General features: G+C 69.1%; 24 protein-coding genes, 1 rRNA gene and 2 pseudogenes. 11 read left to right on the top strand and 16 right to left on the bottom strand.

What is annotated here, in order from left to right:
• Both rrf and ACFY0U_RS15430 read left to right on the top strand, forming a co-directional pair.
• Positions 1 to 105: ribosomal RNA gene (gene rrf / locus ACFY0U_RS15435) — 5S ribosomal RNA — on the top strand; the annotation flags it as partial.
• 67 nt (positions 106 to 172) lie between these two features.
• Positions 173 to 733 (top strand): GNAT family N-acetyltransferase, encoded by a 561-nt coding sequence (locus ACFY0U_RS15430; RefSeq protein ID WP_388635334.1) that lies wholly within the window; start codon positions 173 to 175, stop codon positions 731 to 733.
• Between the two features lie 18 nt (positions 734 to 751).
• Here the strand turns inward: ACFY0U_RS15430 and ACFY0U_RS15425 are convergent, their stop codons facing one another.
• From ACFY0U_RS15425 to ACFY0U_RS15385, 9 genes and pseudogenes are all read right to left on the bottom strand, one after another.
• Complete coding sequence (locus ACFY0U_RS15425; protein ID WP_388635369.1) at positions 752 to 2191, bottom strand: type IV secretory system conjugative DNA transfer family protein; 1440 nt, start codon at positions 2189 to 2191, stop codon at positions 752 to 754.
• A 23-nt stretch (positions 2192 to 2214) separates the two neighbouring features.
• Positions 2215 to 3639 carry an ATP-binding protein gene (locus tag ACFY0U_RS15420; RefSeq protein WP_388635332.1) on the bottom strand — a complete coding sequence of 475 codons (1425 nt, stop codon included), beginning with the start codon at positions 3637 to 3639 and terminating at the stop codon, positions 2215 to 2217.
• Positions 3640 to 3653: 14 nt separating this feature from the next.
• A complete protein-coding gene (locus ACFY0U_RS15415) occupies positions 3654 to 5213 on the bottom strand; it encodes an SCO6880 family protein (RefSeq protein WP_388635330.1) in 1560 nt (519 codons plus the stop codon).
• On the bottom strand, positions 5210 to 6538 hold the full coding sequence (locus ACFY0U_RS15410) for a hypothetical protein (protein ID WP_388635328.1): 1329 nt from the start codon (positions 6536 to 6538) through the stop codon (positions 5210 to 5212). Before ACFY0U_RS15410 ends, ACFY0U_RS15415 begins: the two co-directional genes overlap by 4 nt.
• Positions 6528 to 7331 carry a hypothetical protein gene (locus ACFY0U_RS15405; protein ID WP_388635326.1) on the bottom strand — a complete coding sequence of 268 codons (804 nt, stop codon included), beginning with the start codon at positions 7329 to 7331 and terminating at the stop codon, positions 6528 to 6530. The genes ACFY0U_RS15410 and ACFY0U_RS15405 overlap by 11 nt, the downstream gene beginning before the upstream one ends.
• Before the next feature lie 186 nt (positions 7332 to 7517).
• Positions 7518 to 7826 carry a hypothetical protein gene (locus tag ACFY0U_RS15400; RefSeq protein ID WP_046262904.1) on the bottom strand — a complete coding sequence of 103 codons (309 nt, stop codon included), beginning with the start codon at positions 7824 to 7826 and terminating at the stop codon, positions 7518 to 7520.
• Positions 7827 to 8178: 352 nt separating this feature from the next.
• Positions 8179 to 9464, bottom strand: a pseudogene (locus ACFY0U_RS15395) (peptidase S8).
• A gap of 179 nt (positions 9465 to 9643) precedes the next feature.
• Positions 9644 to 10993, bottom strand: coding sequence for a peptidase S8 (locus ACFY0U_RS15390; RefSeq protein ID WP_388635324.1), 1350 nt, complete (start codon positions 10991 to 10993; stop codon positions 9644 to 9646).
• 248 nt (positions 10994 to 11241) lie between these two features.
• A complete protein-coding gene (locus ACFY0U_RS15385; RefSeq protein WP_388635322.1) occupies positions 11242 to 11892 on the bottom strand; it encodes a TetR/AcrR family transcriptional regulator in 651 nt (216 codons plus the stop codon).
• Positions 11893 to 11972: 80 nt separating this feature from the next.
• Here ACFY0U_RS15385 and ACFY0U_RS15380 point away from each other — a divergent pair, with 80 nt between their 5' ends.
• Positions 11973 to 12878: an oxidoreductase gene (locus ACFY0U_RS15380; RefSeq protein ID WP_388635320.1), complete on the top strand. Its 906-nt coding sequence runs from the start codon at positions 11973 to 11975 to the stop codon at positions 12876 to 12878.
• On the opposite strand, the pseudogene ACFY0U_RS15375 reads toward ACFY0U_RS15380, so the two are convergent.
• Positions 12875 to 12997, bottom strand: a pseudogene (locus ACFY0U_RS15375) (class F sortase); the annotation flags it as partial. The gene ACFY0U_RS15380 and the pseudogene ACFY0U_RS15375 sit on opposite strands and share 4 nt — an antisense overlap.
• A 72-nt stretch (positions 12998 to 13069) precedes the next feature.
• Here ACFY0U_RS15375 and ACFY0U_RS15370 point away from each other — a divergent pair.
• From ACFY0U_RS15370 to ACFY0U_RS15360, 3 genes are all read left to right on the top strand, one after another.
• On the top strand, positions 13070 to 13786 hold the full coding sequence (locus ACFY0U_RS15370) for a trypsin-like serine peptidase (protein ID WP_388635318.1): 717 nt from the start codon (positions 13070 to 13072) through the stop codon (positions 13784 to 13786).
• Between the two features lie 68 nt (positions 13787 to 13854).
• Positions 13855 to 14862 carry an NlpC/P60 family protein gene (locus ACFY0U_RS15365; protein ID WP_388635367.1) on the top strand — a complete coding sequence of 336 codons (1008 nt, stop codon included), beginning with the start codon at positions 13855 to 13857 and terminating at the stop codon, positions 14860 to 14862.
• Positions 14863 to 15060: 198 nt separating this feature from the next.
• Positions 15061 to 15765 (top strand): phosphatase PAP2 family protein, encoded by a 705-nt coding sequence (locus ACFY0U_RS15360; protein WP_388635316.1) that lies wholly within the window; start codon positions 15061 to 15063, stop codon positions 15763 to 15765.
• Positions 15766 to 15769: 4 nt separating this feature from the next.
• Here ACFY0U_RS15360 and ACFY0U_RS15355 read toward each other — a convergent pair whose 3' ends face one another.
• A complete protein-coding gene (locus ACFY0U_RS15355; RefSeq protein ID WP_388635314.1) occupies positions 15770 to 17326 on the bottom strand; it encodes an FAD-dependent oxidoreductase in 1557 nt (518 codons plus the stop codon).
• Positions 17327 to 17945: 619 nt separating this feature from the next.
• Here ACFY0U_RS15355 and ACFY0U_RS15350 point away from each other — a divergent pair.
• Both ACFY0U_RS15350 and ACFY0U_RS15345 read left to right on the top strand, forming a co-directional pair.
• On the top strand, positions 17946 to 18788 hold the full coding sequence (locus ACFY0U_RS15350) for a hypothetical protein (protein WP_388635312.1): 843 nt from the start codon (positions 17946 to 17948) through the stop codon (positions 18786 to 18788).
• 97 nt (positions 18789 to 18885) lie between these two features.
• Positions 18886 to 19065, top strand: a complete 180-nt coding sequence (locus tag ACFY0U_RS15345; protein ID WP_388635310.1) for a hypothetical protein — start codon at positions 18886 to 18888, stop codon at positions 19063 to 19065.
• A 24-nt stretch (positions 19066 to 19089) separates the two neighbouring features.
• On the opposite strand, the gene ACFY0U_RS15340 is transcribed toward ACFY0U_RS15345, so the two are convergent.
• Complete coding sequence (locus ACFY0U_RS15340; RefSeq protein WP_388635308.1) at positions 19090 to 19431, bottom strand: metal-sensitive transcriptional regulator; 342 nt, start codon at positions 19429 to 19431, stop codon at positions 19090 to 19092.
• A 212-nt stretch (positions 19432 to 19643) separates the two neighbouring features.
• On the opposite strand from ACFY0U_RS15340, the gene ACFY0U_RS15335 reads away from it, so the two are divergent.
• The 3 genes from ACFY0U_RS15335 (at position 19644) to ACFY0U_RS15325 (ending at position 21779) form a co-directional block, all read left to right on the top strand.
• On the top strand, positions 19644 to 20264 hold the full coding sequence (locus ACFY0U_RS15335) for a DUF47 domain-containing protein (RefSeq protein ID WP_059195745.1): 621 nt from the start codon (positions 19644 to 19646) through the stop codon (positions 20262 to 20264).
• Positions 20265 to 20269: 5 nt separating this feature from the next.
• On the top strand, positions 20270 to 21268 hold the full coding sequence (locus ACFY0U_RS15330; protein ID WP_388635306.1) for an anion permease: 999 nt from the start codon (positions 20270 to 20272) through the stop codon (positions 21266 to 21268).
• An 88-nt stretch (positions 21269 to 21356) separates the two neighbouring features.
• On the top strand, positions 21357 to 21779 hold the full coding sequence (locus tag ACFY0U_RS15325) for a hypothetical protein (protein ID WP_388635304.1): 423 nt from the start codon (positions 21357 to 21359) through the stop codon (positions 21777 to 21779).
• A 113-nt stretch (positions 21780 to 21892) separates the two neighbouring features.
• Here the strand turns inward: ACFY0U_RS15325 and pstB are convergent, their stop codons facing one another.
• The 4 genes from pstB to pstS form a co-directional block, all read right to left on the bottom strand.
• Positions 21893 to 22669 carry a phosphate ABC transporter ATP-binding protein PstB gene (gene pstB / locus ACFY0U_RS15320; protein WP_388635302.1) on the bottom strand — a complete coding sequence of 259 codons (777 nt, stop codon included), beginning with the start codon at positions 22667 to 22669 and terminating at the stop codon, positions 21893 to 21895.
• A 44-nt stretch (positions 22670 to 22713) separates the two neighbouring features.
• Complete coding sequence (pstA, locus tag ACFY0U_RS15315) at positions 22714 to 23760, bottom strand: phosphate ABC transporter permease PstA (RefSeq protein WP_388635300.1); 1047 nt, start codon at positions 23758 to 23760, stop codon at positions 22714 to 22716.
• Positions 23757 to 24761, bottom strand: coding sequence for a phosphate ABC transporter permease subunit PstC (gene pstC, locus ACFY0U_RS15310; RefSeq protein ID WP_388635298.1), 1005 nt, complete (start codon positions 24759 to 24761; stop codon positions 23757 to 23759). The genes pstA and pstC overlap by 4 nt, the downstream gene beginning before the upstream one ends.
• A 113-nt stretch (positions 24762 to 24874) precedes the next feature.
• On the bottom strand, positions 24875 to 25999 hold the full coding sequence (gene pstS / locus ACFY0U_RS15305) for a phosphate ABC transporter substrate-binding protein PstS (RefSeq protein ID WP_388635296.1): 1125 nt from the start codon (positions 25997 to 25999) through the stop codon (positions 24875 to 24877).
• Positions 26000 to 26123: the final 124 nt, after the last annotated feature.

The following is a 26123-nucleotide window of genomic DNA, read 5'->3' as shown; positions in this document are numbered from 1 at the left end:
AGCGTGAGGGAAACGCCCGGTTACATTCCGAACCCGGAAGCTAAGCCTTACAGCGCCGATGGTACTGCAGGGGGGACCCTGTGGGAGAGTAGGACGCCGCCGAACAATTTTTAGAAAAGGCCCACGCCATCAGGCGTGGGCCTTTTTCTGTTTTAGTATTACGGTGAATGGCATGACTGACTCGACGCCCGATTCATATGTCGTCCGGCCCATACGTGCTGATGAGTGGCCTGCCGTGAAGGAGCTGCGGCTCGTCGCGTTGCAGGATCCCGCGGCGCCGGTCGCCTTTCTGGAGACGTACGAGAAGGCCCTGAGCCATCCGGACTCCTTCTGGCAGGAGCGGGCCGCCGGGTCGTCCCACGGGGGCGAGGCGCGGCAGTTCGTCGCAGAGGCCGCGGACGGGACGTGGGTCGGGTCCGTGGTCGTGCTGATCGAGGAGGCCGGGAGCACCGACTGGGCCGGGTTCACCGTCGAGCGGAACCAAGGGCACATCGTCGGGGTGTTCGTGCGGCCCGAGTGGCGTGGGGGCGGGGTGACCAAGGGGCTCTTCGACGCCGGCCTGGAGTGGGCGTGGGGGCGTGGGGTCGAGGCGGTGCGGCTCATCGTGCACGAGGACAATCCGCGGGCCCAGGGGTTCTATCGCAAGGCCGGGTTCGTGCCGACCGGGAAGACGGTGCCGTTGCCCGGTCAGGAGGGTGAGATCGAGCTGGAGTTCGTTCTCGAGAAGGGCTGAGCTTTCGCAAGACCCTTGCTACACCGGCAGTTCGTCGTGCGGCCAGCGGGCCCTCGCCTGTTCCCGGGACCGGAGCAGGGCCAGGGTCGGCAGGCCCCGGTCCGCCCCGGTGGCCAGCAGCTCCGGGAGCTGGGGAAGCGGAGCCACGGCGGCGACGTCGTCCAGGACGAGCGTCAGTGGTGGGTCGAGGCGACCGGAGGATGACCGTTCGGCCATGCGCCGGCCACGCTCGACCACGCTGGAGACGAGCGCCGTCAGCAGTGGCATGGCGCCCGGGTTGGTTCTGGGGTCCTCGATGGATTCCCCCACCACATAAAGCGTGCCCCCTTCGTCCACGAAGGAATCCAAGGCAAGGGCATCAGTTCGGTTTGGAGTGCACGCCTCGCGGATGTTGACCGTGAAGAGGGCGGCGAGTGCGCGGCCGGTCAACTCCTGGGCGATGTCCCGGCGTTCGGGGTGCGCGGTGAGCGCGGCCTCCAGCTCGCCCGCCGCGCCGGGGGCGGCCTTGGGGTTGGTGCGCAGGATGCGGACCGCGTCCTGGATCTGGGTGCCCTGGGACCAGCGGTGGACGTGCCGGATGGTGCGGCCGTCGATGGCGGCGGCGTGCAGACAGCTGCGCAGGAGCGTTTCCGCTACGTCGGCCACGGCCTGGTCGATCTTCGCGGTGGGACGGACCGGGGCGAGCAGGGCGTGGGCCCTCGCGGTCGCCGTCTGTCGGTCCTCGCAGCCCGTCGTGGGGGACCAGTGGAGGCGGGCCGGGGTGTCGCAGAGGTGGGCGGGGTCGTAGAGGTGGACCGGGCCCAGTTTGGTGCGGGCGTCCTTGGTGTCGGACCAGACGGCGGGGTTCGAGGTGACGACGAGGGTGGCGCCCTCGGCGTCGCGGACCGCCTGGGTGGCGGAGGCCTGGCGGGTCTCCTTCGGGGCCACTAGGACCTTCTCCACCCGCGGGGGCACCGGTGCCGCCACGACGGGAGGCTCCGGCTCCGCCCGCGGTGTCGGGACCTCGTGGTGCGTGACCGCCTCGACGACGGGTTCCGGAGCCGGCGGCGGCTGTTCCACGACCGCGACCGGAGCGACCGGAGTCCCGGTCCGCCGCGCCCGCCGTACCGCCTTCCACCGGGCCACCGTCCCCAGGACGAACACGGTGAGCACGACCAGGATCATCAGCTGGCCGATGAACAGCCCCCAGAACAGCCCGTACCCGGAGAGCTGCCCCGCCGGGGTCTCGGGCCAGGCGCCCGGCATGTCGTGGGGCTGGCCGATGAGCTGGCGCATCGCCATGGGCGTACGGGCGAAGGTGACGCCCTCGGGCCAGGTGCCGTGGACGAAGAGGCCCGCCAGGCCGGTGGCCGACCAGACCATCAGGGTCATGCCGAGGAGGAAGGCGAGTATGCCGACCAGCAGCCCGTCCGGGATGCCGCCCTGGCTCTCCTGCCCGCGGCGGTCGTCAGGTCTCACCATGGCACGTCTCCCGCCTACGCCTACGCCACCGTCGACTCGGAGTCGCCCATGTGCTGCTCCATGTGCTGTTCCATGAAGGCCGCCGCCCGCTCCTCCGCCTCCAGTTCGGCCGCGCGCAGGGCGTCGTCCGTGAGGTGGTCGGCGGAGGACTCGGTCATCGCGCGGTCGGTGAAGACCAGCGGCCGTTCCGTCTCGGTGATCAGGTGTTTGACCACCTGGACATTGCCGTTGACGTCCCACACCGCGATGCCGGGTGTCAGCGAGGGGATGATCTCGACCGCCCAGCGTGGCAGACCCAGCACCCGGCCCGTCATTCTCGCCTCGTCCGCCTTCTGGGCGTAGATCGTCCTCGTGGACGCCATCTTCAGGATCGCCGCCGCCTCCTTCGCCGCCGCCCCGTCCACCACGTCGGACAGGTGGTGGACGACCGCCACGAAGGACAGACCGAGCCGTCGGCCGAACTTCAGCAGCCGCTGGAACAGCTGGGCCACGAAGGGGCTGTTGATGATGTGCCAGGCCTCCTCGACCAGGAAGATGCGCTTCTTCCGGTCGGGGCGGATCCAGGTGTGCTCCAGCCACACGCCGACGATCGCCATGAGGATGGGCATGGCGATGGAGTTGCGGTCGATGTGGGACAGGTCGAAGACGATGAGGGGCGCGTCGAGGTCGATGCCGACCGTCGTGGGGCCGTCGAACATGCCGCGCAGGTCACCGTCGACCAACCGGTCGAGCACCAGGGCGACATCGAGGCCCCAGGCCCGTACATCGTCTATGTCGACGTTCATCGCCTCGGCCGACTCCGGCTCGGGATGCCGTAGCTGCTCGACGATGTCCGTCAGCACCGGCTGGCGTTCGACGATGGTCTCGTTGACGTAGGCGTGCGCGACCTTCAGCGCGAAGCCGGAGCGCTCGTCCAGGCCATGGCCCAGCGCGACCTCGATGATGGTCCTCAGCAGGGCGAGCTGGCCGGTCGTCGTGATCGCGGGGTCGAGCGGGTTGAGCCGGATACCCATGTCCAGGGCGGCCATCGGGTCCAGGCGGATAGGAGTTATCCCCAGCTCCTGCGCGATGAGGTTCCATTCGCCGACCCCGTCCTCGCCCTGGGCGTCGAGGACGACGACCTGGCGGTCGCGGAACCGCAACTGCCGTAGGACGTACGTCTTCTCCAGCGCCGACTTGCCGTTGCCGGACTCCCCGAGGACCAGCCAGTGGGGTGCCGGGAGCTGCTGGCCGTACAGCTGGAAGGGGTCGTAGATGTAGCCCTTCCCGGAGTAGACCTCGCGGCCGATGATGACGCCGGAGTCACCGAGGCCCGGCGCCGCCGTGGGCAGGTAGACCGCCTGGGCCTGGCCCGTGGAGGTGCGGACCGGCAGGCGGGTCGTCTCGACCTTCCCGAAGAGGAAGGACGTGAAGGCGTCGGTGAGGACGGAGAGCGGGTCCCGCATCAGCGCATCAGCCTCTACCTTCGGATTCCGGTGGCGAACGGGAGGGTGTTCACGAAGGCGCGGTGGTGCTCGCGGTCGCACCACTCCAGCTTCAGATACGACTTTCCGGCCGAGGCCCGGATGGTCCGCTTGTCGCGGGCCAGGGCCTCGGGGTTACGGGAGGAGACGGTGATGTAGCCGACCAGGTTGACGCCGGCCGCGCCACTCGCGAGGTCCTCGCCGCGCTGGTCCAGGCGGTTGTGGGAGGCGACGTCGCGGGGGTCGACGGTCCGGTTCATCTTGGCGGCGCGGGACGCCTCCGCCTCGTCGTTGGTCTTCTCGGTCAGCATGCGCTCGATGGCGACCTCGGTGGGTTCGAGGTCCATCGTGACGGCGACCGTGCGGATGACGTCCGGGGTGTGGACGAGGAGGGGGGCGAGGAAGTTGACCCCGACGGGGGTCATCGGCCATTCCTTCACCCAGGCCGTGGCGTGGCACCAGGGCGCGCGCGTCGAGGACTCCCGCGTCTTCGCCTGGAGGTACGTCGGCTCCATGGCGTCCAGCTCGGCCGGCCAGGAGTTGCGCTTGGTCATCGCCTGGATGTGGTCGATGGGGTGGTCCGGGTCGTACATGGAGTGGATCAGCGAGGCGAGACGGCCCTGGCCCAGCGGCTGTCGTACGCGGATGTCGGCCTCCTGCAACCGCGAGCAGATGTCCGTCAGCTCACGTGCCATCACGATCGCGAGGCCCGCGTCGCGGTCCAGCTTGCGGCCGGACTGGGGGCGTGCCGCGCGGGCCATGGTGTGGGCCTCGGCGGCGAGTTCGCGGTTGAAGTGCATACAGGCGACGAGATAGGCGCGGTGCTGCTCGCTGCTCGTCGAGACCATGGACTGGAGTTGGTCGTACGACTGCTGCAGCCAGCCCGGTGCCTTCTCGTCCCCGCGGACGGCGACGTCCTTGGCGTGGGCGTCGGGGTCGGCGGGGAGGGTGCGGGCGAGCATCTGGAGGCGGGTGACGAAGCCGTCGCCGTTGGCCACGTGCTTGAGCAGGGTGCCGAAGCGGTCGACGAGGGCTTCCTGGTCCTCGGAGTCGCGCAGACCGACGCCAGGGCCCTCGATCTCGATGGCGGCGGTGACGGTGCGGCGGTCCGCGTGCAGGAGTACGGCGATCTCGTCGGGGCCGAACGGGGCGGCGAGCCAGGTGATGCGGCCGATGCCCGGGGGCGGGCCGATCTCGATCTCGCGGCCGTCGGCCCTCGTACCCGCCTCCATGACACCGGAGCGGTACGCGGTGCCCCGCTTCAGGGACCGCTTGTAGCTGCGGTTGATCTCGAACCACTTGTAGAACGTGCGGTGCTTGTACGGCACGTAGACCGCCATCAGGGCGATCAGCGGGAAACCCATCAGCAGCACGATGCGCAAGGCGAGGACGGGGACGAGGAGCCCGCACATCATGCCGAGGAACGCGCCCACGATGATGAGCGCGATCTCGCCGGTCTCACGGTTGCGGCCGACGATCGCGTTCGGCCGGGCGCGGCCGATGAGATAGGTACGGCGGGGCGTGACCGCGTGGGATACGTGGGACTCGGTCGTCAACGCCCGTCACCTCCTGTGCGGTTGTTGCGGTTGTTGCTGGCGTGCGGGGTGTTCACCGCGCTGCTCGAACGGGGCTGGGGTGCGGCGGAGGGGACAGATCCGCCGCCCCCGCCGTTCGAGCCGCGGGAGCTGTGGGCGGCCACGCCGCCGGAGGCCGGGTTGGACGGGCGGGCGCCGCCGCCGGAGGACTGGCCGCCGTTGTTGTCGGCCCTGGTGCTGTGGGTCTTGATGCCCTGGGCGACGAGGGTCGCGGGGGAGCTGATGACCGCGGCCGCCTTTCCTTCGGCGCCCTGCATGATGCGGTTGCTGCGGGAGCCCGCGATCTCGTCGCCGAAGCCGGGGACGAAGCGGTAGATCATCGCGCTGGCGAAGATGGCGAGCAGGATGATGGCGAGGCCGGAGACCACGGCGGAGAAGGCGTCGGGGCCGTCGTCCGCGGACAGCGCGCCGGCGAGCCCCAGGACGATCACGATGACCGGCTTGACCAGGATGACCGCGATCATGATGCCCGCCCAGCGGCGGACGTGGCCCCACAGGTTCTTGTCGACCAGGCCCGCGTAGACGACGGTGCCGAGGAGGGCTCCTACGTAGAGGAGCGCGGCCCTGATGACCAGCTCCAGCCACAGGACTCCGGCAGCGAGGATGGAGACCAGGGACACCACGATCAGCATGATCGGGCCGCCGCCGATGTCCTCGCCCTTCTCCAGTGCGCCGGAGAACGTGCCGAAGAACGTGTCCGTCTGGTCGCCGGTGGTCTTCGCGAGGACCTCGGTGACGCCGTCGGTGGCCGATACGACCGTGTAGAGGATCAGGGGGGTGAAGGCCGACGCCAGCACGGTCAGCCACAGGAACCCGATCGCTTCCGAGATGGCCGTGGTGAGGGGCGCGCCACGGACGGCTCGCTTGGCCACGGCCAGCAGCCACAGCAGCAGCGTCAGGATCGTCGACGCGGCGAAGACGACCGCGTACTGCTGGAGGAACTTGGGGTTCGTGAAGTCGACGTTCGCGGTGTCCTTCACGGCCTCGCTGAGCTTGTCGACGGTCCATGCGGCGGCCTCGGCGCAGCCCTTGGCGAGGGAGGAGAGGGGGTCGGCGGTGGAGATGGGGTCGACGGTGGTGCCACCGGAGGCGCCGCCGGTTTCGCCGCGTTCGCAGTAGTCCTTGGCGGGGCCGCGGATGAGGTCGCAGGGGTCGTTGCTGCCGGTGGGCGAGGGTGTCGGACTCGGGGTGGGCGCGGCGAAGGCGCGGGTGGCCAGCAGCACGGCGGCGGTCTGTACTGCGGCGACAGCACCGGTGACCTTGAGGATGTGGTGGTTAGCGCGCATACGTGAAACCTCCGTACTCCTCGACGGCCTTCGTCATGTCGTCGGCTGTGGAGGCCCTCTGGTCGCGCCCGACGGGCACGGGACCGTCCTTCTGCTGGAAGTCGGTGACTTTCCAGTCGCCGTCGACCCACTTCAGCTGGTAAGTGGTGGTGTACCAGGACTCGGACACTGGGTTGGTCGATCCGTCGCCTGAGAGGCCGAAGAGGGACGTGTACCAGACCTCGACGGTGGCGGTGCTCGTGTTGGACGAGGTGGCCTTGGTGCCCACCGGGATGACGCGGGAGACGAAGGTCTGGCCGGTGGGTGCGGTGCCGTCCTTGTTCAGACCGATATTGGTCAGGAACTCCTCGCTGGAGTAGGCCCTATCCAGGTCAGCCTGTCGGGCGGCGGCGACGTCGGGGGCGTAGACGCTGTTGACGATCTCGTGCCGCCGGTCAGTGTTGAACATCTCCGCCGAGCCCAGGGTCACCGAGTAGTTGGCCGCCGCACTCTGCGCACCCTGCGCGTCCCGCGCAAACCCCGCCGCCACCGGCTTCGTCCCGCTCGCCGCCGTGCTCGCCACCTCTGGCTTGTCGCTGCCGCCCGTTTCCGATGAGGAATCGTCTCCTCCTCGGTTCGCGAAGGCGATCGCGGCGATGAGGAGGACGACTACGCCGACCACGGTGACCAGGCTGCGTGACGACGAGCGGGCGCGTGGGCGGGCGCCGCCGTACACGTCGTCCGGCATCCGGGTGCGGGTCTGGCCGGAGCCGCCGTAGCCGCCGGAGGTCTCGTGTTCGTCACCGGGACTCATGCCGCGTACGCCCCCTCGACGTCGTGCGGAAACACGTAGGAGTACGACGGTAGCCGCGCTGGTTCCCGCGCGGGCGCGGTGTGGTGACTCGGCATCAGGGAAACGCAACCTCAGTCGGTGGGCACGACGGGCGGGTGGGGTGGAGGGGTGGGGGCCGGGCGTGCCCGGGGACTGGAGGAACGCCTGCTAGACGGCCATGCCGTACACGATGGTGAACAGCGTGCCGAGTGAGCCGATGATGAAGACCCCGGTGAGGCCGGCGATGATCAGGCCCTTGCCCTGTTCCGCGCTGAAGGTGTCACGGAGGGCCGTCGCGCCGATGCGTTGCTTCGCGGCGCCCCAGATGGCGATACCGAGGCAGAGCATGATGGCGACCGCCATGACGACCTGGATCATCGTCTTCGCTTCCGTGCCCAGCGCCCCGAAGGGGCCCCAGTCCGGAGCGATCCCGCCGATGATGGTGTTGATGTCTCCCTTGTCGGCCGCAAAGAGCATGTAAGTCACCGCCCCTGGTGGGTAGTTCCGCTTCCCCCTGCAGGTGCGCAGAGGTCAGGCATCATTCTCGCCGACAATTCTGCTGCCGGATGTCGACTTGGCGTCATTGATTGGCGGGTTTCGTACGAATGCACTGCCCGGTCACTCTGTGTATCACGGCAGGTAACGCCGGGCAATGAGGCCGGAGCGGAACCTTCGTGTGGTTCCGTCGTTGACCTCTTCTTGTGTCTGGCGTGCTGATGGCACTCATGTTGCACCGATGTTCTGAGGGTGAAGGCTATCTCCGGACGACACCGACATGACGAACGGGCCGCGGTTGGTGCCCGCGGCCCGTCTGTCTGGTGACTGAGCGTCAACCCGTGAAGGCGTCCACGCCCGCCGGGGTGCCCAGGCCGGTCGGGCCGTCGTAGCCCGAGGCGGCGGTGCAGAAGTAGCTCGTGGCGCAGGTGCCGTTGTTTCCGGAGGTGACGTCGTTGAGGGCCGAGGTGTTCTCGTACGGGTACTGCGCCGGGTAGTCGCTACTGCCCGGGGTGCCCGCGAGGGCGTAGACGCCGGCGATGATCGGGGCCGAGGCGCTGGTGCCGCCGAAGGTGTACCAGCCGGCGGTGACGCCGTAGGAGTCGTAGACCGAGACGCCGGTCGCGGGGTCGGCCACCGCGGAGACGTCCGAAATCATGCGCTTGGTGCAGCCGCTGTCGGTCTGCCAGCTCGGCTTGGCGTCGTACGCGGAGCAGCCGGAGCCGGTCCCCTCGGTGCTGCTCGTCTTCCAGACCGTCTCGCTCCAGCCGCGGCTGTTCGACGCCGTGGAGAGCGCGGTGCCGCCGACCGACGTCACGTACTTGGAGGCGGCCGGGTACTCGGCGCCGTAGTCCTCGTCACCCGCGCTGACGGTGATGGCGACGCCGGGGTGGTTGAAGTAGGAGGAGTCGTACGACGTGTCGGAGGAGGACTCCGAGCCGCCGTAGCTGTTGCTGACGTACTTCGCGCCCAGCTTGACCGCCTCGTTCACGGCCGTGCCCAGGTTGGCCATGGTGGCCGACTTGGCCTCGACGAGGAGGATGTGGCAGTTCGGGCAGATCGCGCTGGCCATGTCGAGGTCGAGGGAGATCTCCTCGGACCAGCCGGCGTCGGCGGTGGGCAGGGAGGTCGTGGAGCCGGTCTGGCTGACCTTCTTGAAGCAGCCGTTTGCGGTGGTGCAGGCGGAGAGGCCGTAGTGCGAGCGGTAGGTCGCGAGGTCCGCCTCGGCATTGGGGTCGTTGTACGCGTCGACGATGGCGATGGTCTCGCCGGATCCGTTGGAGGCGGCCGCGGCGGTCAGGCCGTAGGCGTCCTGGAGGTCGCTGGGGCCGTAGCCGGAGGGGGTGGTGGCGTCGGCGGCCTTCGGAGTGATGCCGTGCTTCTTCTCGAAGGCGGTGGTGCCGCCGGTCACGCGCAGGGAGTTACAGGCGAGTTCGCCGGTCTTCTTCGGGGTGGAACAGGGGTCGCCGTCCAGGTGACCTTGGACGAGGCGGCCGCTGCTTCGGCGTGGGCCGCGGTGCCGAGTCCGGTGAGGAGAAGTGCGGCGGTCGCCACCGCGGTTGAGCCGATACGGCGCCATCTACCGCGTACGGACGGTCTGTTGGGGGGCGTTGTGCGCATCGTGCAGCCTCCTGAAGGTGGTGGAACAGGAGCAGTGCGGGTGCGTGTGGGCCGGCGGCGAACGGGCCGCGACCGGTGGTGCGTTGGTCGCGGCCCGTTGCCGTTGTGCCGCCGAGGGGACCCCACGTCCCCTGCCCGCCGGCGGCTCCCCGTGACCCGACGGGGAGTTCTGGGGGTCGTCAGCCGGTGAAGGCGCCGATGCCCTGCGGGGTGCCCAGGCCGGTCGGGCCGTCGTAGCCCGAGGCGGCGGTGCAGAAGTAGCTCGTGGTGCAGGTGCCGTTGTTGCCGGAGGTCACGTCGTTGAGGGCCGAGGTGTCCTCGTAGGGGAACTGCGCCGGGTAGGAGCTGCTGGACGGCGTGCCGGCCAGGGCGTAGACCGAGGCGATGATCGGGGCCGAGGCGCTCGTGCCGCCGTAGGTGTTCCAGCCGGTGCCGTCGGAGCCGTAGGAGTCGTAGACGGAGACACCGGTGGCCGGGTCGGCGACGGCGGAGACGTCGGAGATCATGCGCCTGGTGCAGCCGGTGTCGGTCTGCCAGCTGGGCTTGGCGTCGTACGCGGAGCAGCCGGAGCCGGTGCCCTCGGTGCTGCTGGTCTTCCAGACGCTCTCGGTCCAGCCGCGGCTGTTGGACGCTGTGGAGAGCTTGGTGCCGCCGACCGACGTCACGTAGCGCGAGCCGGCCGGGTACTCGGCGCCGTAGGCCTCGTCGCCGGCGGAGACGGTGATGGCGACGCCCGGGTGGTTGAAGTAGGAGGAGTCGTACGAGGTGTCGGAGGAGGACTCCGAACCGCCGTAGGAGTTGGAGACGAACTTGGCGCCCAGGGTGACCGCCCGGTTCACCGCCGTGCCCAGGTTGGCCATGCTCGACGAGTTCGCCTCGACCAGCAGGATGTGGGCGTTCGGGGCGATGGCGGAGACCATGTCGAGGTCGAGGGAGATCTCACCGGCCCAGCCGCTGTCGGCGGTGGGGAGGGAGGTCGTGGAGCCGGTCTGGGAGACCTTCTTGAAGCAGCCGTTGGCCGTGGTGCACGCGGAGAGGCCGTAGTACGAGCGGTAAGTGGCCAGGTCCGCCTCGGCGTTGGGGTCGTCGTAGGCGTCGACGATGGCGATGGTCTCGCCGGAGCCGCCCGAGGAGGAGGCCGAGGTCAGGCCGTACGCAGACTGGAGGTCGCTGGGGCCGTAGCCGGTCGGGGTGGCCGAGGCGGCGTTCGGCTTGACGGTCTTGGGCGTCACGCCCTTGAGGGCGGCCTGCTTCTCCATGAAGGCGGTGGTGCCGCCGGTGACGCGGAGCGCGTTGCAGGCGGCGTAGCCCTTCTTCGGGGTGGCGGCACACGCGTTCTCGTACTGCACATGGGCCTTGGCGACCTGGGCGGCGATGGTCTTGGCGCTCACCTTGTGCGGCGTGGGGGTGGCCGCGTCGGCGTGGGTCGCGATGCCGAGTCCGGCGAAGAGGAGGGCGGCCGTGGCCGTGGCGGCCGAGCCGATCCGGCGTGATCTGCCGGATATGCGGGGGGTGTTGGGCGTACGCAACGTACAGCCTCCTGTGAGTGGGGTTGCAGAGGCCTGCGGTGGGGGGTTCCACCGGTGAGGTTCCCGGTGGGGGCGGCGACCCGCGTAGACCATCCCCTTGTTGAGGACGCGACAACAAGACGGGCGGTGGAATCCTGACTTCCGCCTTACTGAAGGGGGTTGGGGGGTTACTGATCAATGGCGGGGCGATGGGCGGTGAATGGTCTCGGCTTGACCATCCACACGCGTCGCGCACAACTGCCGGAGGGTCACCTGGGCTTGAGGCCGTGCAGCAGCAGGTGCACCAGCTGGGGGATGCCGTCGAGGGCGATCTGCGGGTCGAGCCGCTCGTTGGCGGCGAAGGTGGCGGTGCCCTGGAGGGTGGCGCCCACGACGAGGGTGAGGTGGGCGGGGTCGCCCTCGATGATCTCGCCGCGCTGCTGGGCGTCCGCGATGATCCGCTCCAGCGCGCCGATCGTGCGATCGACCGCCGTGGCCATCTCCTCGGAAGCGTCGGGGTCGTGCTTGCGGGCGAACATGAGCTCCAGGAGCTCGGCGTTCTCGGTGGCGAAGCCGAGGTAGGCCCGGGCGAGGGTGACGAGTCGCGGCTCCAGGGGGAGGGCGGGGTCGTCGACGGCGCCCAGGGCATGGGTCAGCCGCTCGTAGCCGTCGAGTGCCAGGGCGTTGAGCAGGGCCTGCTTGTCCTTGAAGTGGCGGCCCGGGGCCGCGTGGCTGACGCCGATGTCGCGGGCCAGTTCCCGCAGGGACAGGGCTGCGACGCCCTTCTCCCGCAGGGTGCGCTCGGCGCTCGCGAGCAGGGCGGAGCGGAGGTCTCCGTGGTGGTAGCGGCGGCTCTCGCGGGTCTCGCGGGTCTCGCGGGTTTCGTGGGTCTCGCGGATCTCGGACTTCTCGGACGGCATGGGCACCATCGTATCCGGATGTAGACGGCGCCAGCATTGTTGTCATTGACAGCATTGTTGTCGGCGCCTACATTGAGGTCATGGCTACTGACAAGTGGAACGCGACCGACCTCCCTGACCTCACGGGCCGCACCGCCGTGGTCACCGGAGCCAACAGCGGTATCGGCCTCAAGGCGGCGGAGGCGCTGGCCCGCGCGGGCGCGCATGTCGTGTTCGCCGTACGGGATCCGGAGCGCGGCCGGGCTGCGGCGGCGACCGTGCACGGCAGCACGGAGGTGCGCCGTCTCGATCTGGCGGACCTGTCCTCGGTACGGGAGTTCGCGGCGGACTGGAAGGGCGAGCTGCACCTGCTGGTGAACAACGCCGGAGTGATGATGCTGCCGGAGCAGCGCACCCGGGACGGCTTCGAGATGCAGTTCGGCACGAACCACCTGGGGCACTTCGCCCTGACCAACCTGCTGCTGCCGCACATCACCGACCGCGTGGTCACCGTCTCCTCCGGCCTGCACCGCGGCGGCACCGGAGTCATCGACTTCGCCGACCTGAACCGGACGGCGAACTACAGCCCCACCGGCGCCTACGCCCAGTCGAAGCTCGCGAACCTCCTGTTCACCCTGGAGCTCCAGCGCCGCCTGACGGAGGCGGGCTCCCCGGTCCGCGCCACGGCAGCGCACCCCGGGTACGCCGCCACCAACCTCCAGAGCCACGCGGCGAGCCCGCTGTCCCGGCTCTTCATGAAGTTCGGCAACAGGTTCATGGCCCAGGACGACACGGCGGGCGCGCTGCCCACCCTGTACGCGGCCACGCAGGACCTCCCCGGCGCGAGCTACGTCGGTCCCGACGGCTTCCAGGAGTTGCGCGGCGCGCCCACCCTGGTCGGCCGGAGTGCGGCGGCGAGCGACCCGGAGGCGGCGAAGCGGCTGTGGACGGTGTCGGAGGAGCTGACGGGGACCCGGTTCCCGCTGGCGGCGGCCGTACAGAGCTAGGCGCGGCCCGTGAGGTGGGCGAAGACCACGACGTCGGAGTCCCGGCGCCGGTCGGCGGTGAGACGTCCGCCGCAGGTGATGAGCCGTAGCTCGGCCCGGCCGGTACTGCCGTAGACCTTCTTCGCCAGGGCAGGTGTCCTTTAACGCGCGCCTGACCCGGTTCTCACCTTCGTGCGGAAGGCTGCGTTCCGATGAAGCGCACGCCTCTCTACGCCGTCCTCGTGCTCCTCGCCCTCACCTCCGCCTCCGAGGCGGCCGCCGATGACGGTCCCGGCCCCTTCGGTGTCACCGGCACCGCCGCCGCGACCGCGGAAACCGTACGGGTGGGGGCGCTGTTCTCCGGCGGGCAGCACTTCTGTACCGCGTCCGTCGTGCACAGCCCGCACCGGGACCTCATCGTCACCGCCGCGCACTGTCTGGACGGTGACACGGACGGCCTCGTGTTCGTGCCGGGCTACCGCAACGGCCGGGCACCGTACGGGAAGTGGCGCGTCACCAGGCGGTTCCTCCCCGACGCGTGGGACGAGGACAGTGACGTGGCCTTCGCGACCGTGGCCGAGCGGCACGGCAGCAACGTCGAGGACGTCGTCGGCGGGAACCGCTTCACCACCGGTACCGCCACCGGGGCCACCGCCGTGACCGTCACCGGCTACCCCGACTCCCGCGAGACGCCGGTCCGCTGCGCCGACAAGCCGATCGCGCACAGCCGTACACAACAACGCGTCGACTGTCCCGACTTCAGCGGCGGCACCAGCGGCAGCCCGTGGGTCAACGGGGACGGGCAGGTCGTCGGGGTGCTCGGCGGGCACGAGCAGGGCGGGGTGACCGCCGACATCTCGTACAGCGTGGTGCTCGGGCGGCAGGCCGCTCAGCTGTACCGGGACGCGGTCGAGTCTCCTTCCGCATGATCACCCCAGAACGACAAAGGCACCCCTAAACTGACGTGGGCGTCGGACTCCGGGGCAGCGAGGGGCGGTTGACGGTGCGTAAGGCATGGCTCGTGGGGGGTGCCGTCCTCGGGGCGGGGCTCAGCTTCGTGATGCTGCTCGTCGTCGGGGTGTACGTCGTCGCCGGGAACCTCGCCAACGGGGTCGGCGGAGCCACGAAGGCGCTGGCCAAGGGGTCGGTGCCGGCGGCCTACCAGGCGCTCGTGCAGAAGTGGGGCAATCTGTGCGCCGCGATCAACCCGGCGCTGCTCGCCGCGCAGCTGTACCAGGAGAGCGGCTTCAACCCGAAGGCGCAGAGCCCGGCGGCCGCGCAGGGGATAGCGCAATTCATCCCCGGGACCTGGGCCACGCACGGGATCGACGGCGACGGGGACGGCGACCGCGACGTATGGGATCCGAATGACGCGATTCCGTCGGCCGCGAAGTACGACTGCACGCTCGCCTCGTATGTGAAGGACGTCCCCGGGGACGCGACGAAGAACATGCTCGCGTCGTACAACGCGGGGGCGTACGCGGTGATCAAGTACGGGGGCGTGCCGCCGTACAAGGAGACCCAGAACTACGTGAAGACGATCACGACGCTGGAGGAGAGCTTCGCCGCTCCCGTCACGCGCGTGGACCCGTCGAAGCAGGCCGCGGGAGCCATCTACTACGCGCAGAAGAAGCTCGGCACGCCCTACCTGTGGGGCGGCGACGGCACTGCTCAGGACGGTGGGCGGTTCGACTGCTCGGGGCTGACGAAGGCCGCGTACGAAAGCGTCGGGATCACGTTGCCGCGCGTCGCCAACGACCAGTGGAACGCGGGTCAGCATCCGGCCAGGGACGAGCTGCTCCCCGGCGATCTCGTCTTCTTCTCCGACGACCTCACCAACTCCCGGGCCATCCGGCATGTGGGGATTTATGTCGGCGGCGGATACATGATCGACGCCCCGAGAACGGGTGCTGTGATCCGGTTCGACCCGATCGACACCCCCGACTACTTCGGAGCCACACGCGTCACCGAAGATGGCGCGAAAGCGCTCCCCACGACGGTCTGACGGCGCGTGAACCTACCCCCTGAGCTGCGGCGATGTATCTCTCTTCGATAACGTCTGCGTGATCATTCAGTGGAGGGTGGAACGTATTAACAGGGACCGTGCGTTCCTGTTCTCGTAGCGATCTGCACACCACGGGGGTGGAACAGCGGCGCGCGCACCTCTGCGCGCCGGGAGAGCCGACGAAGGGGCCGCAGCACCATGGCTGGACTCGCCGCATCCGGGTCGAACCCCGACGTCGACCTGCTCTACGACATCAACGGCCTGGCCAAGGACGCGCCCGCGTGGTTCGACCGGGTCATGGAGTACGTCGGCGAGTACGGAATCCTGCTGGCCACCGTCCTGCTCGTGCTGTGGTGCTGGATGTCCGTGCGCAGGCGGGGCGGCGAGGACGCCCCCTCGTCCGTGGCCGCGCTGGTCTGGGCGCCGCTCGCGGCCGGTGTCGCCGTGCTGGTCAATGTGCCGATACGAGGTTTCGTGGAGCGGCCCCGGCCCTTCCTCCAGCACGAGGGCCTTGAGGTCCTGGTCTCCGGCAAGACCGACTACTCCTTCGTGAGCGACCACGCGACGATCACCATGGCCATGGCGGTCGGACTGTTCGTGGCCAACCGGAAGTTCGGCTTCTTCGGCATCGGCCTCGCTCTCCTCGAAGGCTTCTGCCGGGTCTACATGGGCGTGCACTACCCGACCGACGTCATCGGCGGCTTCGCCCTCGGCACCGCCGTCGCCCTGCTGCTGTCCCCGCTGGCCATGGCCCTGCTCACCCCGCTGATGAAGGCGATCGAGCGCTCGCCGCGCGCGGGGTGGCTGATCCGGGCACGGGGGAAGTCCTACGACGGCCAGGACGCCCTGATCCCCGGCGCCCGGAAGGAAGCGGGCGCCGAGGAGCGCGACCTGGCCGCCTGAGCCGCTAGAGGGCTTGCGGGAACGTGAAGAAGCCCTTCGGGTCGTACTGCTTCTTCAGGGCCGTGAGCCTGCTCGCCGCGTCTCCGTAGTACGCCTTGCGCCAGTCGGTCAGGGACGGGTCGGTGTAGTTCTGGTAGGCCGCGCCCGACGCGTACGGCTTCATCGCGTTGTGGGCCCGGGTCAGCCAGGACTGGGCGGTCGTGCCCGAGGTGCCCGCCTTCCAGGCCGCGATGTACTGGGCCAGCATGCGGGAACGGCGGTGGACGAACGCCGTGGCCGTCGGGGAGACGCGGTTGACCGCGCCGCCGAGTGCCGTGAGCGCGATGTCGCCGGCGCCGCCGCGGACCGACTCCAGCTGCTTGAGCATCGCCTGGATGCCGGCCGTGGACAGGGAGCGGTCGAAGAAGTCCGACTTCGCGGCGTACGTCTCGCGGCCGAGCGCGCCCTGCGGTGAGCGGCCCGGCGTCTTGCCGGGCAGATGGCACTGGGCGTCCGTGGTGAAGGAGGAGCAGCCGGCGTAGATCTCCATCGCGTCCTCGTAGGAGCGGCGCTTGAGGGAGACGCTGGTCGCGGGGGCGCCGATCCGGTCGGCCAGGCGGTCCACGGCGTTCTGGAGCTCGCCGTAGGTACCGAGGGAGAAGGCCGCCACGGAGACCGTGGTGTAGCCGCCGGAGGTGCCCGCCAGGTGCAGGGACGACCAGATCTCGTCGGGCTGGGAGGGGCCCCACTCCTGCCAGGCCTTGACCACGGCGGCGGCCTTCGCCCACGGCCAGGACATGTAGGCCGTCACCGCCTGGGGCGCCGGGTGGGTCTTGAAGTGCAGTTCGGTGACGACGCCGAAGTTGCCGTTGCCCGCGCCGCGCAGCGCCCAGAAGAGGTCCTTGTTCTCGGTCGCGTTCGCGGTGAGCTGCTTGCCGTCCGCCGTGATCAGCGTCGCCTGGGTGAGGCTGTCGCAGGTCAGGCCGTAGGCGCGGGAGACGACTCCGTGGCCGCCGCCGAGGGTGAGCCCTGAGACGCCGACGGTGGGGCAGGAGCCGGCGGGGATGGTGACGCCCTTCGCGGTCAGGGCGCGGTAGACGTCGATGAGCTTCGATCCGGCGCCGACCACCGCGGTGCCGCCGCCGCTGCGGACCTTGTTGAGCTTCGAGACGTCGACGATCAGGCGGTTGTCGCCGGAGGACCAGCCGGCGTAGGAGTGGCCGCCGTTGCGGATCGCGACGCGGAGGTCGTGGGCCCGGGCGTAGGCGAGGGTGGTGCGGATGTCGTCGGCGTGGGCGATGTAGGCGACCGCCGCGGGCTTCAGGTTGTCGAAGCGGGTGTTGTAGAGCTGGTGGGCGGTCGGCCAGTTCGTCTCGCCCGGGCGGATCAGGGTGCCGTCGAGGTCGCGGGCGAGGGCGGTCCAGTCGGCGGGGGCGGTGGCGGTGGTTCTGGCCGACGCACGCGCGGACTTGCCGTCGGTGGCCGTCTGGGCCGCGTCGGCCTTGTCGTCGCCGGTGCACGCGGCGGTGGTCGCCGCGGCGATCGCGGCCACGCCGCCGCCGATGAACGTACGCCGTTCCATGTCGCCTCCTGGGGGTTCGTGGAACGAGACGGGGTGGTGGGGTCGGGGGTTCCACCGTGCGGTTCGGTGGGGGTGCGGGCCGGGCTGTTCTCGCCCCCGCCGCCCCTACCCGTCCCATCCCTGGGGGCTGCCGCCCCCAGACCCCCGCTTCGGCCCCGAAAGGGCCTCGTCCTCAAACGCCGGACGGGCTGAAAGATGCGGACCGGCGTCGAGAGGCGAAGCCTCCGTCGGACGGGCTGAAAGATGCGGACCGGCGTTGAGGGGCGAAGGCCCTGGCGGGTGGGTGGGGGTTCGGGGTGGTGTGGCCTTGTCCTTGGGCGCCGGGTGGGCTGGGAGACGTGCGGTTACGTCTCTATATGGCGTTTCGCGTCTGTTCTCGCCTGGCTTCTTGCTCTTCTCGCCGGGCCGCGCCAGCCGCAGGTGCAGCGGGCTGTGCAGAAGGGGCCCTGCTCGACCGTGGTCGTCAGGTGTTCGGGGGACTCGTGGGGCGGGGGGACCCGGTCCTGGTGTGCCACGTCGACAACGTTACCTAGCCCGGGTAAAGGGCTCGTATGCGCGTGACGGGCTCCGCGTCGTCGTCGTTAGCGGGACGACAGGGGGTCCGTGACGGAGGCAGGCGATGGCGGAGCGGCAGCAGAGGCGGACGGGTGGGGTCGGTGTGGTGGCAGGGCTCGTGGCCGCCGTCTGCGCCGGGGCCGCGGGGTGTTCGGGGAGCGGGGTCGCCGCCGAGGACGGGCGGAGCTCGGGAGACGCCGCCGAGGTGGTGCGGGTCGCCGCCGACCGGCTTGTGGAGGCGGCGAGTTCCAAGGCCCGGACCTCCATGGAGATGGCGACCGGGGGGACCCGCGTCACCATTCGGGGAGAAGGGGTCTATGACTACCGGCGCCGGCTCGGCGAGCTGAAGGTGCTGCTGCCGCAGGATCCCGCCGGGACGAGTGAGCACCGGCCCATCACCGAACTGCTGGCTCCCGGCGCGCTGTTCATGAAGAACCGCGGTGCCGGGGTGCCCTCCGACAAGTGGGTGCGGGTCGAGACCGCCTCGCTGTCGGACGGGAATCTCGTCACCGGGGGCGCCACCGATCCGTTCGCCGCCGCGGAGTTGCTGCGCGGGACCCGGTCCGCGACCTATGTCGGGGAGACCGAGGTCGCGGGGACACCGGTACGGCACTACCGGGGTGTCGCCGATCTCACTCTCGCCGCCGAGGACGCCTCCGCCGGCAACAGGTCCGCCCTGGGCGCGGCGGCGAAAGGGTTCGCCACGGCTCGGGTGCCCTTCGACGTCTACCTCGACGACGACGGGCGGATCCGCAAGGTCCGGCACCGGTTCAGCTTCGTCAACGGGCAGCGGGAGGGGACCGTGGCGGTCGCCTCCACGACCTTGCTCTACGACTTCGGGGTCGCCGTCGACGTACGGCTTCCGGACGACGACGACATCTACGCCGGGAAGATCGCCGAGGAGTGAGCAGCCGTGACGGGCGTCAAGAACTAGCCCGTCCGTGCCATGCGCGGTGCGTAGGCCGCTCCCTACTCTAGGAAGCGGTGACGGCAGAGAAGAGGTGATGCACGTGGCTCCGGTCGGCGGTACGGCAGTTCAGGACCACGTGGCCCTCGCCGAGATCGAGCTGTGCGGAGACCTGATCATCGCGGCCTCGGCCGCCCACGAGGACCGGCTCAGCCTTGAGAGCATCGACGAGGTGCTGAAAGTGGCCCAGGAGCGCGAGGACGCCCCCGGCGCGTGAGCCGGGGGCGGCTCCTCACCTCGGTCAGGTACGCAGCAGGCGACCGATCGCCTTCGTCGCCTCTTCCACCTTCGCGTCGATCTCCTCGCCACCCTTGAGGGCCGCGTCGGCGACGCAGTGCCGCAGGTGCTCCTCCAGCAGTTGCAGCGCGAAGGACTGCAGGGCCTTGGTGGAGGCGGACACCTGCGTGAGTATGTCGATGCAGTAGACGTCCTCGTCGACCATGCGCTGAAGACCGCGGATCTGGCCCTCGATCCGGCGCAGCCTCTTGAGGTGTTCGTCCTTCTGCTTGTGGTAGCCGTGCACCCCGTGGTCGTGGTCCGTCGCTGCGGAGGGCACTTCCGCGCCGGCCTCGGTGGTCGTCATCGCGTCCTCCACATCTGCGGGCCAATCTGAGGGCAGACATATACCCCTACTGGGTATATCGTACCCAACTTTGGCGGGTATAGGGCCTGCGGAAGGCCCCCGTGCCGACCACTCTGCCTGATGGGCGACACTGGGGGACGGCCCATTAGCCGTGGCCGGATGATGCACTTAGCATCACCCTGACCGAAACCCATGCACCCTGAGGACCCCTTGTGCGCTTTCGTCTGACCCCCAGGGAGACGAGCTTCTACGACATGTTCGCCGCGTCCGCGGACAACATCGTCACGGGCTCGAAGCTCCTCATGGAACTGCTCGGGGCGGACACCGCCGGCCGGGCCGAGATCGCAGAGCGTATGCGGGCCGCGGAACACGCAGGTGACGATGCCACGCACGCGATCTTCCACCAGCTGAACTCCTCGTTCATCACACCGTTCGACCGTGAGGACATCTACAACCTCGCGTCGTCCCTCGACGACATCATGGACTTCATGGAGGAGGCCGTCGACCTCGTCGTCCTCTACAACGTCGAGGAACTCCCCAAGGGCGTCGAGCAGCAGATCGAGGTGCTGGCGCGGGCCGCCGAGCTCACCGCCGAGGCCATGCCGAACCTGCGGACCATGGACAACCTCACCGAGTACTGGATCGAGGTCAACCGGCTGGAGAACCAGGCCGACCAGATTCACCGCAAGCTGCTCGCCCAGCTCTTCAACGGCAAGTACGACGCCATCGAGGTGCTGAAGCTCAAGCAGATCGTGGACGTACTGGAAGAGGCGGCCGACGCGTTCGAGCATGTCGCCAACACCGTGGAGACCATCGCGGTCAAGGAGTCCTGAACCACGTGGACACCTTTGCTCTGATCGTGACCATCGGCGTCGCGCTCGGCTTCACGTACACCAATGGTTTCCATGATTCGGCCAACGCGATCGCGACCTCGGTCTCCACGCGCGCGCTGACCCCGCGGGCCGCGCTCGCGATGGCGGCCGTGATGAACCTCGCGGGAGCGTTCCTCGGCAGCGGTATCGCCAAGACCGTCAGTGAGGGTCTGATCGAGACGCCGCATGGCAACAGGGGGATGTGGATCCTCTTCGCCGCGCTCGTCGGCGCGATCGTCTGGAACCTGGTCACCTGGTACTTCGGGCTGCCTTCGTCGTCCTCGCACGCGCTGTTCGGCGGCATGGTGGGGGCGGCGCTCGCGGGCGGGATCGATGTGATCTGGTCCGGGGTGCTGGAGAAGATCGTCATTCCGATGTTCGTGTCGCCGGTCGTCGGTCTCGTCACCGGTTATCTGGTGATGGTCGCGATCATGTGGATGTTCCGGAAGGCGAACCCGCACAAGGCCAAGCGCGGTTTCCGGATCGCGCAGACCGTGTCCGCGGCCGGTATGGCGCTCGGTCATGGTCTTCAGGACGCGCAGAAGACGATGGGCATCGTGGTGATGGCGCTCGTCATCGCCGATGTCGAGGACGCGGGCGACCCGATTCCGGTGTGGGTCAAGATCGCCTGTGCGGTGATGCTGTCGCTCGGCACGTACGCGGGTGGCTGGCGGATCATGCGGACGCTCGGGCGGAAGATCATCGAGCTGGATCCGCCGCAGGGCTTCGCCGCGGAGACCACGGGTGCGGGGATCATGTTCACCACCGCGTTCATGTTCCACGCGCCGATCTCGACGACCCATGTCATCACGTCGGCGATCATGGGCGTGGGCGCGACGAAGCGGGTGAACGCCGTGCGGTGGGGTGTCGCGAAGAACATCATCCTGGGCTGGTTCATCACCATGCCGGCGGCGGCGCTGGTCGCGGCGGGCGTGTTCGGTGTGGTGAACCTGGCGTTCCTGTAGGAATTCCCGATCCGTCGGCCTCGCCCGTGGGATCATGATGGAACGCGCGTTCTGTGAACGTGTGTTCGACCATTGAAGGGGGATTTCCATGGCGATTCTCGGCAGGCGGCTGCTGTCCGGTGCGGGAGCGGTGGGTGCCGCCGCGGCCACCATGCTCTACGTGGCCTCGCCCGCCTCGGCGGCGATCGAGCGCTACGGCATCAGCACCGTCGGCTCGGGCAACTACGCCAACGCGGCGGGCTCGATCGACTTCTACACGGACGGCGACGACTTCAACATCTGCGACAACTCCACCGACGGTGCCGGTGTCGTCGGCTCCTGGAAGATCGGCAGCTCCGGCACCATCCACGAGGTGTACAACGGCAAGGGCTTCGCCGAGTGCGAGTGGGTGGACGAGCAATTCGCCGAGTCCGCCACGATCTACATGAAGGTCTGCCTCCGCGACAACGGCGACCTGAAGGAAAGCACCTGCAGCGGCTGGAAGAGGGCCTACGCCGACGGCGTCGCGTAACGGCTGACCGTACGAAACGGGCCCGCCCCCTGGGAGCCAGGGGGCGGGCCCTTTTTCGTCCTCGCGGTGGCACCGCCATGCAGCACCGCGAGGGGTCTTCAACGGGTGTCGGTCTAGCCGAAGCGGCCCGAGATGTAGTCCTCCGTGGCCTGGACCGACGGGTTGGAGAAGATGCGCTCGGTGTCGTCGATCTCGATCAGCTTGCCGGGCTGGCCGACGGCCGCGAGGTTGAAGAACGCGGTGCGGTCGGAGACACGGGCGGCCTGCTGCATGTTGTGCGTCACGATGACGATCGTGAAGCGCTCCTTCAGCTCGCCGATCAGGTCCTCGATCGCCAGGGTGGAGATGGGGTCCAGGGCCGAGCAGGGCTCGTCCATCAGCAGGACGTTCGGCTCGACCGCGATCGCGCGGGCGATGCACAGACGCTGCTGCTGGCCGCCCGAGAGGCCGGAGCCCGGCTTGTTCAGGCGGTCCTTGACCTCGTTCCAGAGGTTCGCGCCCTTCAGGGACTTCTCGACCACGTCCGCCAGCTCGGACTTCTTGTACGAGCCGTTCAGGCGCAGGCCCGCCGCCACGTTGTCGAAGATGGACATCGTGGGGAACGGGTTCGGGCGCTGGAAGACCATGCCCACCTCGCGGCGGACGGAGACCGGGTCGATGCCGGTGCCGTACAGGTCCTCGTCGTCCAGGAGCACCTTGCCCTCGACGCGGCCGCCGGGGGTGACCTCGTGCATCCGGTTCAGGGTGCGCAGGAACGTCGACTTGCCGCAGCCGGAGGGGCCGATGAAGGCCGTCACCGAGCGGGGCTCGACGGTCATCGAGATGTCTTCGATCGCCTTGTGGGATCCGTAGTAGGCGGTCAGTCCGCTTACGTCGATTCGCTTGGCCATGGTTTCTACTTCACTTCCGGGGATTCAGTCGCCGTATGGCCGCGTCAGCGACCGGTCTTCGGGGCCTTCCAGCGGGCGATGCCGCGGGCCACCAGGTTCAGGATCATCACGAAGGCGATCAGCGTCAGTGACGCCGCCCAGGCGCGGTCGTACGCCGCTCCGGAGCCCGCGCTGTTCGCGTACTGCTGGTAGATGTACAGCGGCAGCGAGGCCTGCGCACCCTCGAAGGGGTTGTTGTTGATGAACGGGTTACCGAACACCAGCAGCAGAACCGGGGCGGTCTCACCGGCGATACGGGCTACCGCCAGCATGACACCGGTAGTGATGCCGCCGATCGAGGTCGGCAGGACCACCTTCAGGATCGTGCGCCACTTCGGGACGCCCAGGGCGAGGGAGGCCTCGCGCAGCTCGTTCGGGACGAGCTTGAGCATCTCCTCGGTGGAGCGGACGACCACCGGCATCATCAGGATGGCCAGGGCCAGCGAGCCGGCGAAGCCGAAGGGCTGCATCTCGAACATCAGCATGAGGCTGAGGATGAAGAGGCCCGCGACGATCGACGGGATGCCGGTCATGACGTCCACGAAGAACGTGATGGCCCTGGAGAGGTTGCCCCGGCCGTACTCGACCAGGTAGATCGCGGTGAGCACACCGATCGGGGCGGCGATGATCGTGGCGAGGCCGACCTGCTCCAGGCTGCCGAGGATGGCGTGGTAGATACCGCCGCCCACCTCGGTGTCGGCGACCACACCCATGGAGTGGGTCAGGAAGTAGATGTCGAGAACCTTCAGACCGCGTGCGACGGTCACCCAGACCAGGGAGACCAGCGGGATCACGGCGATCAGGAAGGAGACCCAGACCAGCGAGGTGGCGATCCGGTCCTTGGCCTGGCGGCGGCCCTCGACGCGGGCGGCGATGCCGAAGGTCCCGACGAGGAAGAGGATCGCGGCGATCAGGCCCCACTGGACCTCGCTGTCGAGGCCTGCGCCCAGACCGATGCCGACCGCGACGGCGACCGAGCCGGCCGCGATGGCGTACGGGGCCCACTTGGGCAGGCGGGCGCCCTGGAGGGTGCTGACGGTTGCGGTGCTCATGCGTTGGCCCCCGAGTACTCTGCGCGGCGGGCGATGATCGCGCGGGCCGCGCCGTTGACCAGCAGCGTGATGACGAACAGGACCAGACCGGAGGCGATCAGCGCGTCACGGCCGAACTCGGTGGCCTCGCCGAACTTGCTGGCGATGTTCTGCGCGAAGGTGCCGCCGCCCGGGTCGAGCAGGCTGGCCTGGATGTCGAAGGTCGGGGAGAGCACGGTGGCCACGGCCATCGTCTCGCCGAGCGCGCGGCCGAGGCCGAGCATCGAGGCGGAGATCACGCCGGAGCGGCCGAAGGGGATCACCGCCATGCGGATGACCTCCCAGCGGGTGGCGCCCAGCGCCAGGGCCGCCTCCTCGTTCATCCGCGGCGTCTGCCGGAAGACCTCACGGCTGACGTTGGTGATGATCGGCAGGATCATGATCGCGAGCAGGATGCCGACGGTGAGCATCGAGCGGGGCGCGCCGCCCTGCCAGGAGAAGATGCCGGTCCAGCCGAGGTAGGTGTCCAGCCAGCCGAACAGGCCGTTCATGTTCGGTACGAGGACCAGGGCGCCCCACAGGCCGTACACGATGGACGGCACGGCGGCGAGCAGGTCGATCACGTACGCGATCGGGCCGCTGAGCTTGCGCGGGGCGTAGTGCGTGAGGAACAGGGCGATGGCGACGGCGATCGGGACCGCGATGACCATGGCGACGATCGAGGAGACGACCGTGCCGAAGGCCAGTACCGCGATACCGAAGACCGGCGGGTTCAGGCCGGTGTTCCACTCGAAGGTGGTCAGGAAGTTGCCGTCGTCCTTGCTGATCGCGAGGGACGCGCGGTAGGTGAGGAAGACCGCGATCGCGGCCATGATCACCAGCAGGAAGATGCCCGAGCCGCGGGAGAGCGCGAGGAAGATGCGGTCGCCGGGGCGGGTGGCGCCACGGCTCGCGCGCTTCTGCTCGGCCGGGCTGGGCTGTGGGGTGGGAGGAGGTGCGTCGGTTATCTGTGTGGTGTCCATCGGGTTCTCCGGTCTGCGGAGTCGTACGGCTGTACGGGCTCCTGGCGGCGGTGCACCGGACGGTGCGGTCCGGTCCGGGGCTCAGGCCCTGGACCGGACAGCACCCGTGAAGATCAGCTCAGGCCCTCGATGGTGGTGCGGACCTTGGCGATGATGTCGTCGGGGATCGGGGCGTAGCCGGCGTCGGCGAGCACGCTCTGGCCGTCCTCGGAGGCGATGTAGCGCAGGAACGCCTTCGTGGCGGGCAGGGTGTCCGACTTGTTGCCCTTGTCGCAGACGATCTCGTAGGTGACCAGGGTGATCGGGTAGGCGCCGTCGGCCTTGGTCGCGTAGTCCAGCTTCAGCGACAGGTCCTTGCCGGTGCCGACGACCTCGGCGGCCGCGATCGCCTTGGTGGCGTTCTCGACGGTGGCCTCGACCGGGGCGGAGGCGCCCGTGTCGATGGTGACCGGGACGATGCCGTCCTTGGCGTACGACAGCTCCATGTAGGAGATGGCGCCGGAGGTCTGCTTGACCTGCTGGGCGACACCGGAGGAGCCGGAGGCCGACTGGCCGCCCTTGGCCTGCCAGGCCTTGCCGCCCTCGTACTTCCAGTTCGCCGGGGAGGCGGCGATCAGGTACTTGGTGAAGTTGTCCGTGGTGCCGGACTCGTCCGAGCGGTGGAACGCCTGGATCTTCAGGTCGGGGAGCTTGGCGTCGGGGTTGAGCTTCGCGATCGCCGCGTCGTTCCAGTTGGTGATCTTGCTGTCGAAGATCTTGGCGAGCGTCGCGGCGTCCAGGACGAGCTTGTCCACGCCGGGGACGTTGAAGCCGACCGCGATCGGGCCGCCGACCATCGGGAGGTCGATGCCCTGGCCGCCGGTGCAGACCGACTTGGAGGCGGTGACCTCTTCGGGCTTCAGCGCGGAGTCCGAGCCGGCGAAGGCGACCTGGCCCTGGGTGAACGCGGTGACGCCGGCGCCGGAGCCGCCGCCCTTGTAGTTGATCTGGACGCCGGAGCAGGCGGCCGTGAACTGCTTGACCCAGGCGTCGATCGCGTTCTTCTGCGCGGAGGAGCCGTCGGCGAGCAGCTGACCCTTGGCGTCGTCGCACTTGATGGAGCTGTTGGCGGCGGTGGAGCTGCTCGCGCCGTCCGAGGTGCCGGTGTCGTCGGAGCCGCACGCCGTGAGGGCCAGGGCGCCGGAGACGGCGATCGCGCCGAGAGCGAGAGCCCGCCGGTTCTTGCGCTGAAGCTTCACTGAGGGAGTTCCTTCCGAGAGCCGCCGTCCTGAATTCGGCGGCGTGCGAAGACTGGGTGATGCGGACGCGTCATCGAGGTGTTCTTCCGAAAAGCGGTCCGCACCGCGTAAGGCCGAAATTAGG

The sequence above is a fragment of the Streptomyces sp. NPDC001536 genome (assembly GCF_042894505.1).
In the GTDB taxonomy this organism is placed as follows: Bacteria; Actinomycetota; Actinomycetes; order Streptomycetales; family Streptomycetaceae; genus Streptomyces.
Note: the sequence above shows the minus strand (reverse complement) of the source record. Positions and strands in the feature narration are given on the sequence as shown.

Excerpts from the sequence above, each read along its gene's own strand:
- ACFY0U_RS15360 (WP_388635316.1), top strand. The coding sequence starts at position 15,061 with ATGGCTGGACTCGCCGCATCCGGGTCGAACCCCGACGTCGACCTGCTC.
- ACFY0U_RS15340 (WP_388635308.1), bottom strand. The coding sequence starts at position 19,431 with ATGACGACCACCGAGGCCGGCGCGGAAGTGCCCTCCGCAGCGACGGAC.
- ACFY0U_RS15380 (WP_388635320.1), top strand. The coding sequence starts at position 11,973 with ATGGCTACTGACAAGTGGAACGCGACCGACCTCCCTGACCTCACGGGC.
- ACFY0U_RS15345 (WP_388635310.1), top strand. The coding sequence starts at position 18,886 with ATGCACGTGGCTCCGGTCGGCGGTACGGCAGTTCAGGACCACGTGGCC.
- ACFY0U_RS15325 (WP_388635304.1), top strand. The coding sequence starts at position 21,357 with ATGGCGATTCTCGGCAGGCGGCTGCTGTCCGGTGCGGGAGCGGTGGGT.
- ACFY0U_RS15400 (WP_046262904.1), bottom strand. The coding sequence starts at position 7,826 with ATGCTCTTTGCGGCCGACAAGGGAGACATCAACACCATCATCGGCGGG.
- ACFY0U_RS15420 (WP_388635332.1), bottom strand. The coding sequence starts at position 3,639 with ATGCGGGACCCGCTCTCCGTCCTCACCGACGCCTTCACGTCCTTCCTC.
- pstC (WP_388635298.1), bottom strand. The coding sequence starts at position 24,761 with ATGGACACCACACAGATAACCGACGCACCTCCTCCCACCCCACAGCCC.
- ACFY0U_RS15385 (WP_388635322.1), bottom strand. The coding sequence starts at position 11,892 with ATGCCGTCCGAGAAGTCCGAGATCCGCGAGACCCACGAAACCCGCGAG.
- ACFY0U_RS15370 (WP_388635318.1), top strand. The coding sequence starts at position 13,070 with ATGAAGCGCACGCCTCTCTACGCCGTCCTCGTGCTCCTCGCCCTCACC.
- pstA (WP_388635300.1), bottom strand. The coding sequence starts at position 23,760 with ATGAGCACCGCAACCGTCAGCACCCTCCAGGGCGCCCGCCTGCCCAAG.
- pstB (WP_388635302.1), bottom strand. The coding sequence starts at position 22,669 with ATGGCCAAGCGAATCGACGTAAGCGGACTGACCGCCTACTACGGATCC.
- ACFY0U_RS15350 (WP_388635312.1), top strand. The coding sequence starts at position 17,946 with ATGGCGGAGCGGCAGCAGAGGCGGACGGGTGGGGTCGGTGTGGTGGCA.
- ACFY0U_RS15410 (WP_388635328.1), bottom strand. The coding sequence starts at position 6,538 with ATGCGCGCTAACCACCACATCCTCAAGGTCACCGGTGCTGTCGCCGCA.
- ACFY0U_RS15405 (WP_388635326.1), bottom strand. The coding sequence starts at position 7,331 with ATGAGTCCCGGTGACGAACACGAGACCTCCGGCGGCTACGGCGGCTCC.
- ACFY0U_RS15355 (WP_388635314.1), bottom strand. The coding sequence starts at position 17,326 with ATGGAACGGCGTACGTTCATCGGCGGCGGCGTGGCCGCGATCGCCGCG.
- ACFY0U_RS15430 (WP_388635334.1), top strand. The coding sequence starts at position 173 with ATGACTGACTCGACGCCCGATTCATATGTCGTCCGGCCCATACGTGCT.